This window comes from Goodfellowiella coeruleoviolacea, assembly GCF_024171785.1.
Lineage (GTDB): Bacteria > Actinomycetota > Actinomycetes > Mycobacteriales > Pseudonocardiaceae > Goodfellowiella > Goodfellowiella coeruleoviolacea.
The window spans coordinates 128133-142710 of the sequence record NZ_JAMTCK010000008.1 but is presented as its reverse complement, the minus strand read 5'-3'; the positions used below and the strand labels follow the sequence as shown (position 1 = coordinate 142710).

General features: G+C 74.3%; 14 protein-coding genes. 3 read left to right on the top strand and 11 right to left on the bottom strand.

Annotation, left to right across the window (positions count from 1 at the left end):
• Positions 1–59: 59 nt before the first annotated feature.
• Both LX83_RS18620 and LX83_RS18615 read right to left on the bottom strand, forming a co-directional pair.
• The gene (locus LX83_RS18620) at positions 60–1019 is read right to left on the bottom strand and encodes an oxidoreductase (protein ID WP_253773057.1); all 960 of its coding nucleotides are present in this window, start codon (positions 1017–1019) and stop codon (positions 60–62) included.
• Between the two features lie 81 nt (positions 1020–1100).
• The gene (locus LX83_RS18615) at positions 1101–2681 is read right to left on the bottom strand and encodes a M4 family metallopeptidase (RefSeq protein WP_253773056.1); all 1581 of its coding nucleotides are present in this window, start codon (positions 2679–2681) and stop codon (positions 1101–1103) included.
• 165 nt (positions 2682–2846) lie between these two features.
• Here LX83_RS18615 and LX83_RS18610 point away from each other — a divergent pair, with 165 nt between their 5' ends.
• Complete coding sequence (locus LX83_RS18610; protein ID WP_253773054.1) at positions 2847–3521, top strand: hypothetical protein; 675 nt, start codon at positions 2847–2849, stop codon at positions 3519–3521.
• Between the two features lie 55 nt (positions 3522–3576).
• Here LX83_RS18610 and LX83_RS18605 read toward each other — a convergent pair whose 3' ends face one another.
• The 4 genes from LX83_RS18605 to LX83_RS18590 all read right to left on the bottom strand — a co-directional run bounded on the left by LX83_RS18605 (position 3577) and on the right by LX83_RS18590 (position 7819).
• Positions 3577–4473, bottom strand: a complete 897-nt coding sequence (locus LX83_RS18605; protein WP_253773052.1) for a LysR family transcriptional regulator — start codon at positions 4471–4473, stop codon at positions 3577–3579.
• Positions 4474–4681: 208 nt separating this feature from the next.
• Positions 4682–5515, bottom strand: a complete 834-nt coding sequence (locus LX83_RS18600) for an isocitrate lyase/PEP mutase family protein (protein WP_253773050.1) — start codon at positions 5513–5515, stop codon at positions 4682–4684.
• Entirely contained in the window at positions 5512–6453 is a 942-nt protein-coding gene (locus LX83_RS18595) for a cytochrome P450 (RefSeq protein WP_253773048.1), read from the bottom strand. Before LX83_RS18595 ends, LX83_RS18600 begins: the two co-directional genes overlap by 4 nt.
• Before the next feature lie 121 nt (positions 6454–6574).
• Positions 6575–7819 carry an MFS transporter gene (locus LX83_RS18590; protein WP_253773046.1) on the bottom strand — a complete coding sequence of 415 codons (1245 nt, stop codon included), beginning with the start codon at positions 7817–7819 and terminating at the stop codon, positions 6575–6577.
• Positions 7820–7938: 119 nt separating this feature from the next.
• On the opposite strand from LX83_RS18590, the gene LX83_RS18585 reads away from it, so the two are divergent.
• The gene (locus LX83_RS18585) at positions 7939–8322 is read left to right on the top strand and encodes an ArsR/SmtB family transcription factor (RefSeq protein ID WP_253773044.1); all 384 of its coding nucleotides are present in this window, start codon (positions 7939–7941) and stop codon (positions 8320–8322) included.
• A 92-nt stretch (positions 8323–8414) separates the two neighbouring features.
• On the opposite strand, the gene LX83_RS18580 is transcribed toward LX83_RS18585, so the two are convergent.
• The 3 genes from LX83_RS18580 to LX83_RS18570 all read right to left on the bottom strand — a co-directional run bounded on the left by LX83_RS18580 (position 8415) and on the right by LX83_RS18570 (position 11520).
• Positions 8415–9305 carry a sugar phosphate isomerase/epimerase family protein gene (locus tag LX83_RS18580; RefSeq protein WP_253773042.1) on the bottom strand — a complete coding sequence of 297 codons (891 nt, stop codon included), beginning with the start codon at positions 9303–9305 and terminating at the stop codon, positions 8415–8417.
• A 392-nt stretch (positions 9306–9697) separates the two neighbouring features.
• On the bottom strand, positions 9698–10525 hold the full coding sequence (locus LX83_RS18575; protein ID WP_253773040.1) for an IclR family transcriptional regulator domain-containing protein: 828 nt from the start codon (positions 10523–10525) through the stop codon (positions 9698–9700).
• A 128-nt stretch (positions 10526–10653) separates the two neighbouring features.
• Entirely contained in the window at positions 10654–11520 is an 867-nt protein-coding gene (locus LX83_RS18570) for an NAD(P)-dependent oxidoreductase (RefSeq protein WP_253773038.1), read from the bottom strand.
• Positions 11521–11612: 92 nt separating this feature from the next.
• Here LX83_RS18570 and LX83_RS18565 point away from each other — a divergent pair, with 92 nt between their 5' ends.
• On the top strand, positions 11613–12041 hold the full coding sequence (locus tag LX83_RS18565; protein ID WP_253773036.1) for a MerR family transcriptional regulator: 429 nt from the start codon (positions 11613–11615) through the stop codon (positions 12039–12041).
• A 603-nt stretch (positions 12042–12644) separates the two neighbouring features.
• Here LX83_RS18565 and LX83_RS18560 read toward each other — a convergent pair.
• Complete coding sequence (locus LX83_RS18560) at positions 12645–13838, bottom strand: thiolase family protein (RefSeq protein ID WP_253773035.1); 1194 nt, start codon at positions 13836–13838, stop codon at positions 12645–12647.
• Positions 13838–14569: a CoA-transferase subunit beta gene (locus LX83_RS18555; RefSeq protein WP_253773530.1), complete on the bottom strand. Its 732-nt coding sequence runs from the start codon at positions 14567–14569 to the stop codon at positions 13838–13840. The genes LX83_RS18560 and LX83_RS18555 overlap by 1 nt, the downstream gene beginning before the upstream one ends.
• Between the last annotated feature and the right edge of the window lie 9 nt (positions 14570–14578).

Genomic DNA, 14578 nt, shown 5'->3' with positions numbered 1-14578 from the left:
TGACGACCGACGGTCTGGGCGGGCGCGGCACCCGTCCCGTCCGCCCGCGCCGGCGGCGGCTAGCCGGAGCAGGCGGGCAGCGGGAAGCGCACGCCGGTCAGCTCCTCGGACAACTCCCACAGCCGGCGGGCCGCGACCGGGTCGGTGCCGGCGGCGGCGGGTCGCACCAGCGCCGGGTAGCCGCGTTGTTCGCCCCAGCCACCCGGACCGATCATCTGGCCGCCCTCGGCGCGCGGGTCGGTGGCCGCGTAGAGCTGGTTGAGCGCGCCCATCGCGGTGCTCTGCGCCAGCATCCCGCCGCCGAGCCGCATGAGCACCCGCAGCACCGGGTTGCCCGAACTCGCGTGGATCTGCGTGGCCGCGTAGCCGGGGTGGGCGAGCACGCTGCGCAGCGGCAGGCCGGCCGCGCGCACCCGGCGGTCCAGTTCCAGTCCGAAGAGGACGTTCGCCAGCTTGGACTGGCCGTAGAAGAACATCGGCGAGTAGCGCCGCTGCCCGGTGAGGTCGTCGAAGTGGATGCGGCCGAACTTGTGCGCGTTGGACGACACCGTGACCACCCGGGGCCGCTCGGCCGCGCGCAGCAGGTCGAACAGCAGGCCGGTGAGGGCGAAGTGGCCGAGGTGGTTGACGCCGAACTGGCTCTCGTGGCCCTGCGGGGTGAGCGTGCGGGGCGGCGCCAGGATGCCGGCGTTGTTCACCAGCACGTCCACCTTCCGCCCGGCCCGCACCAGGTTCTCGGCGAACGCGCGCACCGAGTCGAGGTCGACCAGGTCGAGCCGGCGCACCTCCAGGTTGGCGTCGGGCTGGGCGGCGCGCAGCTCGCGCTCGACGGCCCGACCCTTGGCCTCGTCGCGCACCGCCATGATCACGTGCGCGCCGCGCCGGGCCAGCTGCCTGGTCGTCTCCAGTCCCAGGCCGCTGCTGGCGCCGGTCACCAGGAAGGTGCGGCCGGTCAGGTCGGGGATGTCGGCGGCGGTCCACCGGTTCGGCACACTCGGCCCGGCTGAAGGCTTCGTCATGAAGCCAGCATGGCAGCGGCCGCCCCCGCCTCGGGTGCGCCGATCAGCTGATCGTCCCGGCCGGCGCACCCCGGTGGCCGGCTAGGGCAGCGGGCAGGCCGCGTCCGCACCGGGCACGGCAACGCCGGACCAGGCCGCCTGGACCGCGCGGTACTCGGTGCCGCACTGCCCGTACAGCTCGGTGGCGGCGGCCAGCATGCCGGCGCGCGCCTCGGCGTAGTTGGTGGTGGACGTCCAGTGCCTGGTCAGGGCGCGGAACCAGATCCGCGCGGCGGCGTCCCTGCCGATCCCGGTCACGGTGGCGCCGTCACAGGTCGGGCTGGTGCCCCACGTCGACGTGCCGCTGCCGTTGGCCAGCAGGTAGAACGCGTGGTTGCCCACGCCGGAGGAGCGGTGCACGTCGAGGTTGCCCACGCCCGCGGACCAGCAGTCCACTGACTTGCCGTCCTTGCTTGGCTGGTCCATGAACCGCAGCGGCCCGGCCTTCCAGACCTTTTCCCCGACCAGGTAGTCGGGCGGGTCGTTGGGGTTGGCCGCGTAGAACTCGACGAGGTTGCCGACGATGTCCGCGGTCGCCTCGTTGAGCCCGCCGGCCTCGCCCGCGTAGTTCAGCCGCGCGCTGCGGTGGATCACCGCGTGGGTCGCCTCGTGCGCCACCACGTCCAGCGAGTTGTAGCCGTGCGTCCTGGTGTTGCCGTCGCCGAAGCTCATGCAGTTGCAGTAGGAGTCCCAGTAGGCGTTGGCGAGGTTGTCGCCCTCGTGGGCCCGCGCGTACAGCTCGCGGAAGCTGGACGGCGGGTCGCCCCGGTTGTCCAGCAGGGTGTGGCCGAAGGTGTCGCGGTAGAAGTCGAAGGTGGTGGCGGTGCCCCACTGGATGTCCACGGCGGCGGTCTGGCTGTTGCTGGCCAGCCCGTTGCCCCAGACGCCGTCGGAGTCCAGGAACGGCCACCCGCCGTTGCCGCCGCTGTAGTCGTAGGTGACGACGTCGTTGCGGCTGGGGTCGCGCAGCACGCGCTGGCCGGGGTTGCTCGCCGCGGCGGCCGTGGTCAGCTCGACCTCGCCGGAGTGGAAGCCGCGGCCGGTGTCGGCCTGCACCTCGTCGTAGCTGGTGGTGACCGCGCCGGTGGTCGCGTCGACCAGCACGTGCAGCCGGCTGGGGGTGCCGTCCGGCCGGCTGCCGGTGACCAGCACGTCCCAGGCCAGGGTGGGCACCCGGGACGCGGCGTCGTCGCCGAGCGCCTCCACCACCAGGCTGGGCGCGCCCGAGGCCTGCCGGCCCACCAGGTCGCCGGCCCGGTCCAGGGCGATCCGGCCGGCGCTGGCCGCGGCCAGCCGGGGTGTGGTGGCCAGTTCCAGTGGCGCGGTCAGCGCGGTGGCGGCGGTCGGGGCGGTCCCGCCAGGACCGCGGCGCACGATCACGTCACCGCCGAGCACGGGCAGGCCTCGGTAGGTGCGGTCGAGGTGGACGTGGGAGGTGCCGTCGGCGTCGGTCTCGGTGCGGCGCTCGGTGAACGCCTGGCCGGGGCCGCCAACCAGCAGGCCGGCCTGGCCGGCGGCGGTGTTCCCGGGTTGTTCCGGTGGGGCGGCCGAGGCCGCGGTCAGCGGCACGGTCAGCGCGCCCACCGCGACCAGCGGGGTGAGCGCGAGGGCTGGTAATCGCACGGGTTCCTCCACGCGACTCGATGAATTGTCAACAATTCACCAGAACCAACCAACGTCAGTGTAAAATTTTCGTCAGGGTGTCAACATCGGACGACACCGCCCCCAGGGGCGTCCTCCGGTGCATCACCGATGTGGCGCGCGCCCGGAGCGGCGAGCGTTGTCGGCATGGCAAACCAACGCACCAGCCGGTGGCGACGGGTGTCCCTCTGGCTGCACGTCATCACCTCGGTGGGGTGGATGGGCCAGGCACTGGCCATGGCCAGCCTGCTCGTCCTCGCCCTGACCACCGGCGACAGCGCGGTCCGGGCCGCCGCCACGGGCATGGCCGAGCACGTCGACCACACCCTGCTGGCGCCGCTGGCCAACGCGTCGGCGTTCACCGGGTTCATGCTCGCCTCAGCCACCCCGTGGGGCTTCTTCCGGCACTGGTGGGTGCTGGCGAAGTTCGCGATCACGGTCGTCCAGCTGCACCTGGGCATCTTCGTGCTCTCCGCCGCGCTGGGCACCGCCGCGACCACGGCCGCGCCCACCGTCCCGCTCGCCGTGGGCACGGCCCTGATGGCCAGTGCCATCGCCTACCAGGCCTGGCTGTCCGTGGCCAAGCCGTGGTCGCGCACGCCGTGGACCTCGGCGGCGGCCCGCCAGCGCGCCGCCAGCCAGCCCGGTGCGCCGCGCTGGCTGCTGGCCACCGCGCTGGCCGTGCCCGCCGACATCGGTCTCGGCCTGGTCGTGGGTTTTCCCGCGCCCCTAGCCGAGGTGGTGGTGCTGGCCGCGCGCCTGGTGGCCAGGCAGCGCGAGCAGCGCGCGGTCACCCCGGGTGCCGAGGCACGGGCCCGGTGAGCCCCACCAGGTGTCCACAGAGGACGGTGACGTCCACTGAGGACCGGCCCGCGGTTCACCACTCGGGCGCGTGCCGCAGCAGGTGTGCGTGCACGGCCGCGATGTGCGGCAGATCGGTGGTTCCGGTGCGGGTGGCCAGGAACAGCGTGTTGATCGGCGGCACCTCCGGGTCGAGCAGGCGGACCAGGCGACCCTCGGCCAGTTCCCGGTCACACAGGTAGCGGGGCAGCACGGTGATGCCGGCGCCGGCCAGGGTGGCGGCCAGCACCGCCCGCAGGTCCGGCACGACCACGGCGGCGCTGCCGGTCAGCCGGGTGCCGAACACGGTCCGCCAGTAGCGGCGGATGATCGGCAGGTCCTCGGCGTAGGCGACCAGCGGCAGCCCGGCCAGCGCGGCGGCCGGCTGGCGGGCGAGCCGGTCGGCGTCGACCCGGGCGGCCACGGCCGGTGCCGCCACCAGCACGAAGTCCTCGTCGGTGAGCGGGGTGGCGGTGATCGCCCGACCGCGCGGCCGGAAGGTGGAGATGACCAGGTCGAACCGGCCGGCGGCCAGCCCGGCGAGCAGGTCGTCGGACAGCCCCAGGCTGACCCGCAGCCGCAGGCCCCGCCCCACCAGGTCGGCCATGCCGGGCAGCACCCGGGTGGCGAGCAGTTCGGCCGGACCGGCCAGGTGCACCGGTTTGGCCAGCGGCTGGCGGGGCACCAGCGCGCGCTCGGCGATCGCGGTGAGCGCGTCCACATGCGACGCGACCTGCCTGGCCAGCTCGTCGGCCACGGAGGTGGCCGCGACTCCTCGGGGCAGCCGCTCGAACAGCTGCTGCCCCAGTGCCACCTCCAGGGACCGCACCTGCGCGGTCACCGTGGGCTGGGACAGGCCGAGGACCGCGGCGGCACCGGTGAGCGAGCCGGCCCGGTAGACCGCCAGGAAGGTGCGCAACAGCGACAGATCCATGCCCGCTCCCATCGAGATCCCGAGGGAGGATACAAAGTTCCGCTATCGGTCCTCCGCACCGCGCGGTGCCTAGCGTTGCGCGTGTCCCGTCAGCGCGAGGAGGTTCACATGGTGCGTGACGTGCCGGGGTCCGGATCGAACTGGTGGACCTGGTGCGCCAGCCCGGTTTCCGCGCCGCCCACGAGCGATGAGTGTCCACTGAGGAGGGTCAGCCAGCGGCTGACCGGCCGCCGGGGTTCTCGGGCAGCGGCTCGGCGACGAGTTGCTGGAACCGGGCGTACCCGGGCACGCCGGCGCCGGTGGGCAGGCCGTCCCGGATCGCCTCGGCCGTGCTGACCGCGGCGTGCACGGCCGCGCGGAACAGCAGCGAGCCCGTGCTGACCCGGCGCACGCCGAGCGCGGCCAGTCCGCGCAGGGTGTGCCGGTGCGGCAGGAACAGGATGTTGACCGGCACGGCCACCTCGGCCACCACCTCGGCGATGTCGGTGTCCTCGGCCAGCGCGGGCACGAAGATCCCGTCCGCGCCGGCCGCCACGTAGCGGTGGGCCCGGTCCAGGGTCTCGGTCAGCGGCGGCGGCCGGTCCCCGCCCAGCCAGTGCGTGTCGGTCCTGGCGTTGACGAACAGGTCGGGCACGCGCGCCTTCACCGCGCGGATCAGCTCGGCCTGCCGGTCCGGGTCGGCCAGCCCGCCGTCGGCGCGGCCGTCCTCCAGGTTCACGCCGGCCACGCCCAGTTCGACCAGTTCCTCGGCCAGGTCGGCCACGGCACCGGGGTCGTCGCTGAACCCGGCCTCGATGTCCACGGTCACCGGCACCGGCAGCGGGCGCAGCAGCCGCGCGAGCGCCACGGTCTGGTCGCGGGCCACGCCCTGGGCGTCGGGCAGGCCGTGGGCCAGCGCCACGCCCATGCTGGTGGTGCCGATCGCCGGGAAGCCGGCCGCGACCAGTGCCGCGGCCGAGGCGTGGTCCCAGGCGTTGGGCAGCAGCAGCGGCTGGTCGGCGTGGTGCAGCGCGTGGAACGCGGTCGGATGCTGGCCGGTCATGCCGCGCTCACCCACACCTGGGCCGGCACCAGCGGGTTGGCCGAGGGGTCGGGGGCGGCGGACTCGGCGACCAGTCGGCAGCCGCGCACCGCCTCGACGATGCCGCCCGCGATGGCTGTGGCGTGGTCCCGGCCGGGGCACGCCCTGGCGCCGAAACCGAAGGTGAGGTGCTCGGTGTGGGAGCGGGACGGGTCGAACCGGTCGGGGTCGGCGAACACCGCGCCGTCCCGGTTCGCCGCGGCGATGTCCAGCTCCACCAGCGTGCCGGCGGCGATCCCGCCACCGGTCCGGGCCCGGGCACCGGCCACCCGACGGGTCAGCCGCACCGGGGGGTCGTGGCGCAGGGTCTCGGTCAGGATCGCGTCCACCGGGTCCGCCAGCTCGCCGCGCAGCATCGCCAGCACGGCGTTGCCGACCAGGCCCGCGGTCGCGTCGCACGCCTGCACCAGCAGCCCGATCCGGGCGGCCGCGACCTCGTCGGCGGTCCCGCCGCAGGCGCGGACCAGCCGGGCCACGGCCGCGTCCGCCGCCGGCCCGGGCAGCACGTGCGGGTGGTACGCCCCGGCCACCGTGCTGACGTCCGCGGCGCTGACGTCGGGCAGCCCGAGCGCGTCGGCCAGCGTGGCCACCGGCACCACCCGGGCCACGGCCGTGATCAGCTCCACCGGCTGGCCGCCCGCGGCCGCCAGCACCGCCCTGGTCCGCGCGCCGGCGGCCGGCCGCAGCGCGGCGACGTCCACACCGGACAGTGCGGTGCTGGCCAGGGCGCGGCGCCTGGTGTGGTCGGGGCCGGAGCTGAACCGCGCGACACTGGCCCGCAGCCAGGCGATCCCACCTGGCTGGTCGCTCGGCGGCACGGGCGGGACGGTGAAGTCCGGGTCGGCCAGCACCGCGCGGACACCCGCGTGCGTCTGGACCGGACGAGTGGGACTGGACATGCTGGACACGCTATGGGCGGGTCGTGTCGGTCGTGGCCGACACGTGGCCGGCCGCGCGGGGCCGACACCCAGCCGTCCCTGCGCCCGTCCACCCCGTCCGGTGCTCACCCGCCGCGCGCCGTCACGCCGGGCGCAGCACGCGCCGGGTGAGCACGAACGCGGCGCCGGACAGCGCGGCCAGGATCAGCACCACGCCGAAGATGGTGGTGCCGGTGGGCAGTCCGACCACGTCGCTGAGGTAGCCGGCGGCCATGGGCAGGGTGCCGGCCAGCAGGTAGCCGCCGGTGTTCAGGCCGGCGTTGGCCTCGGCCAGCCGGTGCGCGGGCACGTGCCGGCTCAACACGGACAGCCCGCCGAGTTGCCCGAGGCCCTGGCCGGCTCCGGCGAGCAGGGCCGCGCCGACCAGCAGCACCACCGACGCGGTGTGCACGGCCGCGATCAGGGTGAGCATGCTGGTCACGGACGTGAGCGCGGCGGTGAGCAGCATGCCGCGCACGGTCAGCCGCCGCAGGGCGAACTGCACGCCGGTGGACACCACGAACATGACGAACGCGGTGCCGCCGGCGACGATCCGGTTGCTGCTGCCGAGCAGCTCCGCCAGCAGGGACGGCCCCAGGGACAGCACGAACGAGGTGGCGGTGATGGCGGGGGCGAACACGGCGATGCCGGCCGCCAGGTGTTGCCGGTTGGCCGAGGGCACCGAGGGCACCCGCACCCAGGCGCCCCGGGCTCCGCTGGGCGCCGGCCTGGTCAGCGGCATGCGCAGCACCACCAGCAGGGCCGAGCCGAGCAGGACGATCTCCAGCAGGAACACGGCGGTGGTCGGCCAGGGCGTGGTCTCGGAGAGCACGCCGGCGAGCAGCGGCCCCAGCCCGGCGCCGACCACCACGGCGGTGGACGCGAGCAGTGCGCCCAGCGGCTTGCGGGCCGGCCCGGCCACGTCGGTGACCGCGGCCATGCCGGCCGACACGGTCGCGCCGACGGCGATGCCGGTCAACGCCCTGGCGGTGACGAGCATGGCCACCGACGTGGCGGTGGCGAACAACCCGGCCGCGACCACGCCGAGGACCAGCGCGGGCAGCAGCACGGGCTTGCGGCCGATCCGGTCCGCGACCACGCCCGCCACCAGCAGCGCGCCGATCAGGCCGGCGATGTAGCTGGCGAAGATCACCGTGAGGGTGCCGGCGGAGAAACCCATGACGCGCTGCCAGAGCACGTACAGCGGGGTCGGCGCGTTGGACAGCACGAACACGGCGGTGACCGGCCAGGCCGCCAGCCAGATCCAGTGGCGTGACGGGTGGTGCGGGCTGACGGTCGCGGGGTCCGGCGCGGTCAGCGTCGGCCGGACGGCACTCGAAGTGGTCACGGGTTCTCCTCAACCGGGGCTGTACGAATCAACTCGTACTGCTTGTACGACCACAGTCGAACACATGGGCCCAGTACGATGCAAGTCGTACATGCGCCACGCACAGGGAGACGACCGCGATGCCGCCGACCACCGCCGCTCGACCGGCCTTCCGGACCTTCCCCGCCCCGGCGGACCTGCCCGAGCCGCTGCCCGAACCCACCCGCGCCGACCTGCGCCTGGACGTGGTGCTGGGCGCGCTGAGCGACCCGCTGCGGATCGGCATCGTGCGCGCGCTGCTGCTGGAGGCCGAGGCGTTCGACCACACCTGCGGCTGGTTCGGGCTGGACCGGCCGAAGTCAACGCTCACCCACCACTTCCGGGTGCTGCGCGAGGCCGGGCTGCTGCGGCAGCGGCAGTACGGCCTGGAGCGGCGCAGCCAGGTCCGGGTTGACGACCTGCAAGCCCGTTTTCCCGGCCTGCTCGACCTGATCGCCGCCTGGACGCCACCCGAGGCGCCCTGACGACGGTGCCTGGTCCGGCTCCGGTCCGGTCAGGTTCGGTTCGGCTCCGGTCCGGTCAGGTTCGGTTCGGCTCCGGTCAGGTTCGGCTCCGGTCAGGTTCGGCTCCGGTCCCAGGTTCGGGCCGGCGCGGTGAGCACCGCGTCCACCGCCCGCCGAGCCCACCTGGCGTAGTTGACCGCCCCGACCAGGGCGACGCGCCGCACCGCCGGCGCCTCCACGCTGACCAGCGTGTCCGCCGGGACCGCAGCCAGCAGTTCGGCCAGGGGGAGTTCACCCTCGCCCGGCAGCAGCCGGGCCGCCACGCTCTCCACGCCCACCTCGGTCGACGGGATCGGCTGCCGCCTGGGCAGTGGCAGCCGCACGTCCAGCTCGCCCGGCCCGTCCAGCCGGCCGTCGCTGAGCTGGACGTAGCCCACCAGGGCCCGGTCCAGCACGTGCCCTGCCGCCCAGGAGCCGCCGCGCACCAGGTGCAGCGCGTCCAGCAGCACCCCGCCGCCGGCGGACCGGGCGACAACGCGCTGGGCGTGGCCGACCGTGCTGACCGAGGACTGGGTCATGGGTTCGAGCAGGGCCCGCAGGCCGTAGTCCCGGGCGCGCTCGGTGAGCGCGGCAAAGGTGTCGGCCAGCCGGTCGGTGTCCGGGTCCTCGGCGAACGTGCCGACGAACCGGGCGCCCAGCCGCGCCCCGGTCGCCAGCACGGACTCGCAGTCGGCCACCCTGGTGTGCGCGGCCAATGGCAGCACCTCCACGCTGTGCACCCGCACCCGGGAGTCGCGCAGCCTGGCCGTGGTGTCCAGCAGCATGGGCGAGCCGGTGCGCACCGGCCACCGCTGCTCCCCCGCGCGGGCGGGGTGCACCCGCAGGCCGACCGAGTCGAAGCCGACGGCGTCCGCCACGGCGACCAGCTCCGGTGGGGACACGTCCACCAGGGTGAGGTGGTCCAGCCCGATCTCCCGCGCGCCCGCGCCGCTCACGTCCACCACCTGCCTCCACTCCGCGCGCCCGTGCCCACGCGGGCCCGAGGCGCCCAGCGCGGGGGCATGCGCTGGGCGCTCGCGTCGGCCGGGCGGTACCGACGTCTGTCCGCCGCCCTGTGCTGGGGATGCCACCAGCGGGCGGCCGGAAACCCGGTCCCGGTGTTCCGGCTGCCGGTCTGGCTCGGGTGGGGCGGTGCTCGTGCTGGTCTCGCTGGTGCCGACGTGGTCGGTGGTGGTGTCCGGCGCCGCTCGGGTTCTCGGTGCCGCCCCAGCGTGGCGCACGGGTGTTGCGGCCCGATTGGAAACGGATTGGAACCCGGTTCCACCGCTGCCCTCCACCGGTGCACGTCGTCCGAAGTGGACAGTGGATCGGCCGTGCGAACCGGTCGGTCGTTCGGTCAGCCGAGGGCCGTGCCGACCGAGGTGCCGCCGGCCGCCAGGTCGGCCTCGATGCGACCCGCCGTCGCCAGCAGCGCGGGCAGGATGTCGCGCCGCATCGACTCCAGGGTGTTGCGGCTGGCGTGGGTGGACACGTTCACCGCGGCCAGCACCCGGCCCGCGCGGTCCCGGATCGGCACGGCCACCGAGCGCAGCCCCTGGTCGAGTTCCTGATCCACCAGGGACCAGCCCTGCTCGCGCACGCGCGCCAGTTCCTCGCGCAGCGCGCCGCGGCTGGTGATCGTGTGCTCGGTCAGCCGCACCAGCTCCACGGTGTCCAAATAGGACTCCAGTTGCGCGGCCGGCAGGCTGGCCAGCAGCACGTGCCCCATGGAGGTGGCGTGCGCGGGAAACCGGGTGCCCACGTTGATGGCCACGGTCATGATCCGGGACACCGGCACCCGCGCCACGTACACCACGTCCGGCCCGTCCAGCACCGACACCGACGTGGACTCGCGCACCTCGGCGGCCAGCGCCTCCAGGTGCGGCTGGGCCACCTCGGGCAGGGACAGGCTGGACAGGTAGGCGTACCCCAGTTCGAGCACGCGCGCGGTCAGCGAGAACAGCTTGCCGTCGGTGCGCACGTAGCCGAGATCGGCCAGGGTGAGCAGGAACCGGCGGGCCGCGGCCCTGGTCAGCCCGGTGGCCCTGGCCACGTCGGACAGGGTCAGTTCGGGGTGGTCGGCGTTGAACGCCCGGATCACGGCCAGCCCGCGAGCCAGCGACTGCACGTGGTGCGCTGCCCGCTCCGCGCCCGTCTCCGCGCCGTCGGTGTCGATCTCCGCCACGCCTCCCCTCCCCTCGCGCTCCGCTGACTCCGCCCGGCCGCCGCACCACGGCCCCGGCCGGCCAAGTCTAGTCGGCCGGCCGGACCCCGATGCCGGTCCCGCGACCGGTCACCCCGCGCGCGACCTGGTCACCCCGCCGGTGTTCTGATCAGCTCGACCAGGCTCGCGTACCCCTTGTCGCCGTACCCCTCGGCGATCGCCCGCTCGACGAGGTCCCGGAGCGCGCCGGGCACGTCGGTGGCCATGCCCTGGTCCCGACTGGTGCGGACGATGTGGTCGATGACCGTCAGGTGGGCCCGCAGGTCGCCGGCGTCACCGGGGAAGTCACCGCTGTCGATCTGCCCGGTGACGCCGGCGCAGAGCGGAAGCACCACCGAGGGCACGAACCAGTCGCCCGCGATCCGGGCGAGCGCGGCCGAGGCGACGCCGGCCGAGCCGACCAGGGCGGCGGCGTGCAGGAAACCGTTGATGGTGGCGTACATCAGGCCGAGCAGCGCGGTGTTGTACAGCACGGCGAGGCCGGGGTCGTCACCCAGGTACTGGGCGGCCCCGCCGAGGACGTCGAGCGTGGCGCGGTGCGCGTCGTAGCACGCGGACTGTCCACTGTAGAACAGCACGGTGTCGGGCCGGCCGATCGCCTCGGGCGGCACCATGATCACCCCGTCCAGGTAGCGCGCGCCGCGTTGCTCGGCCCAGGCGACCGCGTCCCTGGCCTGCTCCGGTGTGCCCGAACTCAGGTTGACGACGGTGCGGCCGGCCAGGGCACCGCTCGCCGGTTCCAGGACCGCGTGCATGGCCGGGTAGTCCGCCACGCAGACGATGGTCACCGGGCTCGCCGCGACCGCCTCGGCCGCGCTGGCCGCGCGGCGGGCTCCCCTGGCGACGAGCCGATCGGCCTTGCCGGCCGTGCGGTTCCAGACGGTGGTGGGATTGCCGTTGGCCAGCAACGCCTCGGCGAGTGCCGCACCCATCGGGCCGAGCCCGACAACCGTCACGGGCGAAGTGTCTGGTGTTCGCTGCTGTGTCACGCCGGCGACGCTAGGGTCTGCCATTGATGTGAGACTCGATTGACTGTGGCGGAGGACACATGCGGATCGGGGAGTTGTCCCGCCGGACCGGCGTCAGCATCCGGTTGCTGCGCTACTACGGGCAGCAGGGGCTGCTGCGGCCGGTGCGCCGGGCGAGCGGGTACCGCGAGTACACCGAGTCCGATGTGGACGTGGTGCGGCGGATTCGCACCCTGCTCGCCGCCGGTCTGTCCACCACCACCATCGCCGAGGTGCTCCCGTGCCTGGTCGACGACGGCGCGAAGCTCGCGCCGGCCTGCCCTGGGCTGATCCCGCACCTGCTCGCCGAGCGCGACCGGATCAGCGGCGCGATCGCCGAGCTGGCCGCCTCACGCGCACAACTGGACGCGGTCCTGACCGCCACCCCACCCACCCCCACCACCTCCCCCGACTACGGCCTCCCCCTCATCCCACGGGGTGATCTCCCACCCGCCACCCGCGCGAGTTGACACGTCGGGCAGCGCGTGTCGACATTTCACGCACCGCCATCCGAGCACCCCGATCCCCAATCAGGCGTCCCCCACACGGGTAATCAGTAACCCCATGTGACCGCCGGCGTCCTCAGTCGCAGCCGCCCCGCCGCAGCCGTCCTCCGCCACCACCGCACGGCCCGCACGGCGCCGTTGGTCGGCGGCGGCTTGTCGGGCCGGCCCCGGCCCTGCCCGCGCCTCAGCCGGTCCCGGCAGGGTCAACCACCTGCGCGGCCGTGGCTGTGCCTCGACCACAGGCCAGCCGGGGCGAACCCGGCAACCGGACCGTTCTCCAGGAACGCGAACGCCAGGACGTGGCGCCGCCCCGGCCGCGAAGAACGCCTGGTCTGGGCGGCGCCACGACAGCTGCTGGTCGGCCCGCCCGCTGGGGTGCGCCGGAACCGCGCGCGCGGTTGGTACCCGACGGGCCAGCGCAGGAAGTACACCCCGGTAACTCGTCAGCCCGTTTGGGTGACACCCGATCCGGTATCGCATCGCCTGATCGGGGGTGCTCGAAATGTCAACACGCGCTGCCGGAAGTGTCGACTCGCGGGATTGGGGTAGGGGGATCACCCCGTGGGGTTAGGCTTCGAGGACCACGGCTAGGCCCTGGCCGACGCCGATGCAGATGGCCGCCAGTCCCCAGCCGCCGCCGCGGCGGCGCAGTTCGTGGGCCAGGCCGCCGAGGATGCGGCCGCCCGAGGCGCCGAGCGGGTGGCCGATGGCGATGGCCCCGCCGTTGGGGTTGACGATCTCCGGGTTCAGGTCCGGCCAGTCGGCCAGGCAGGCCAGCGACTGCGCGGCGAACGCCTCGTTCAGCTCCACCACCGACAGGTCGTCCCAGCCGATGCCGGCCCGCTCCAGCGCGGTGTTCGCCGCCGCCACCGGGCCGATGCCGAACACGTCCGGGTCGACCCCGGCCGCGCCGCGGCCGGCCACCCGGGCCAGCGGCGCGACACCCAGCCGCTCGGCCGCGCGCGCGTCGCCGAGCAGCACGGCCGAGGCGCCGTCGTTGAGCGGCGAGGAGTTGCCGGCCGTGATCGTCCCGTTCGGACGGAACACCGGCTTGAGCCTGGCCAGCTTCTCGGCACTGGTGTCGGCGCGGATGCTCTCGTCCCGGGTCAGCTCGGCGCCGGGGACCGGCACCACGTACCCGTCGTAGTGGCCGGCGTCCCAGGCCCGCGCCGCGTTCACGTGACTGCGCAACGCGAACGCGTCCTGCTCGGCGCGGCCGATCCGGTAGCGCTCGGCCAACATCTCGGTGCTCTCACCGAGCGAGACCGTCCACTGCGTCGGCATGGCCGGGTTGACCATGCGCCACCCCAACGTGGTGGAGTGCAGCGTCTCGTGCCCCTGCGGGAAACCCCTGCCCGGCTTGAGCATCACCCACGGCGCCCGGCTCATCGACTCGGCACCGCCGGCCACCACCAGGGACGCGTCACCGACCGCGATGGCGCGGCTGGCCTGGATGACCGCGTCCAACCCGGACCCGCACAGCCGGTTCACCGTGGTGCCCGGCACGCTGGTCGGCCAGCCGGCGAGCAGCGCGGCCATCCTGGCCACGTTTCGGTTGTCCTCGCCGGCCTGGTTGGCCGCACCCAGGTACACCTCGTCCACAGTGGACGGATCGAGCCCGGTGCGCTCGGCCAGCGCGCGCAGCACGTGCGCGGCCAGGTCGTCGGGGCGGGTGCCGGCCAGCGCCCCGCCGTAGCGGCCGAACGGGGTGCGCACCGCGTCCAGCACGAACACGTCCGATCCCACTGAGCTGCCGGTCATCACGAACCCGCCTTGGTCAGCGCGCGCAGCGCGATCAGTTCCTGGTCGGTCGGTGCGGGCGTGCGGGCGAGGTCGGCGGCGACCGCCAGCTCCCACCCGGTGGCCGCGCGCACCTGGTCGAGTTCCACACCGGGGTGCAACTCGGTGAGGGTCAGCTCGCGGGTGTCCGGGTCCGGCCGGAACACCCCCAGGTCGGTGATCACCAGCACCGGCCCGGCGCCGGGCAGGCCGAGCCGCGCCCGGTCGCCCGGCCCCCGGCCGTGGCCGACGGACGTGACGAAGTCGACCTGCTCGACGAAGGTGCGCCGGCTCTGCCGCACCACCACGAACACCTCCCGGCACGACGTGGCGATCTCCGGCGCGCCACCGGCTCCGGGCAGCCGCACCGCGGGGTCGGCGTAGTCACTGCCGATCACGGTGGTGTTGATGTTGCCGAAGCGGTCCAGCTGGGCCGCGCCCAGGAACCCCACGTCGATCCGTCCGGGCTGGAGCCAGTAGTTGAACACCTCGGGCACGCTGACCACGGCGTCGGCCGTCTCGGCCAGCACACCGTCGCCGATGGACAGTGGCAGCCGGTCTGGCTTGGCGCCCAGGCAGCCCGACTCGTAGATCAGCACCAGGTCCGGGGCGTGCGTGCGACGGGCGAGGTTGGCGGCGGTGCTGGGCAGGCCGATGCCGACGAAGCAGGACATGCCGCCGCGCAGGGCGCGCGCCGCCGCGATGCTCATCATCTCGTCGGC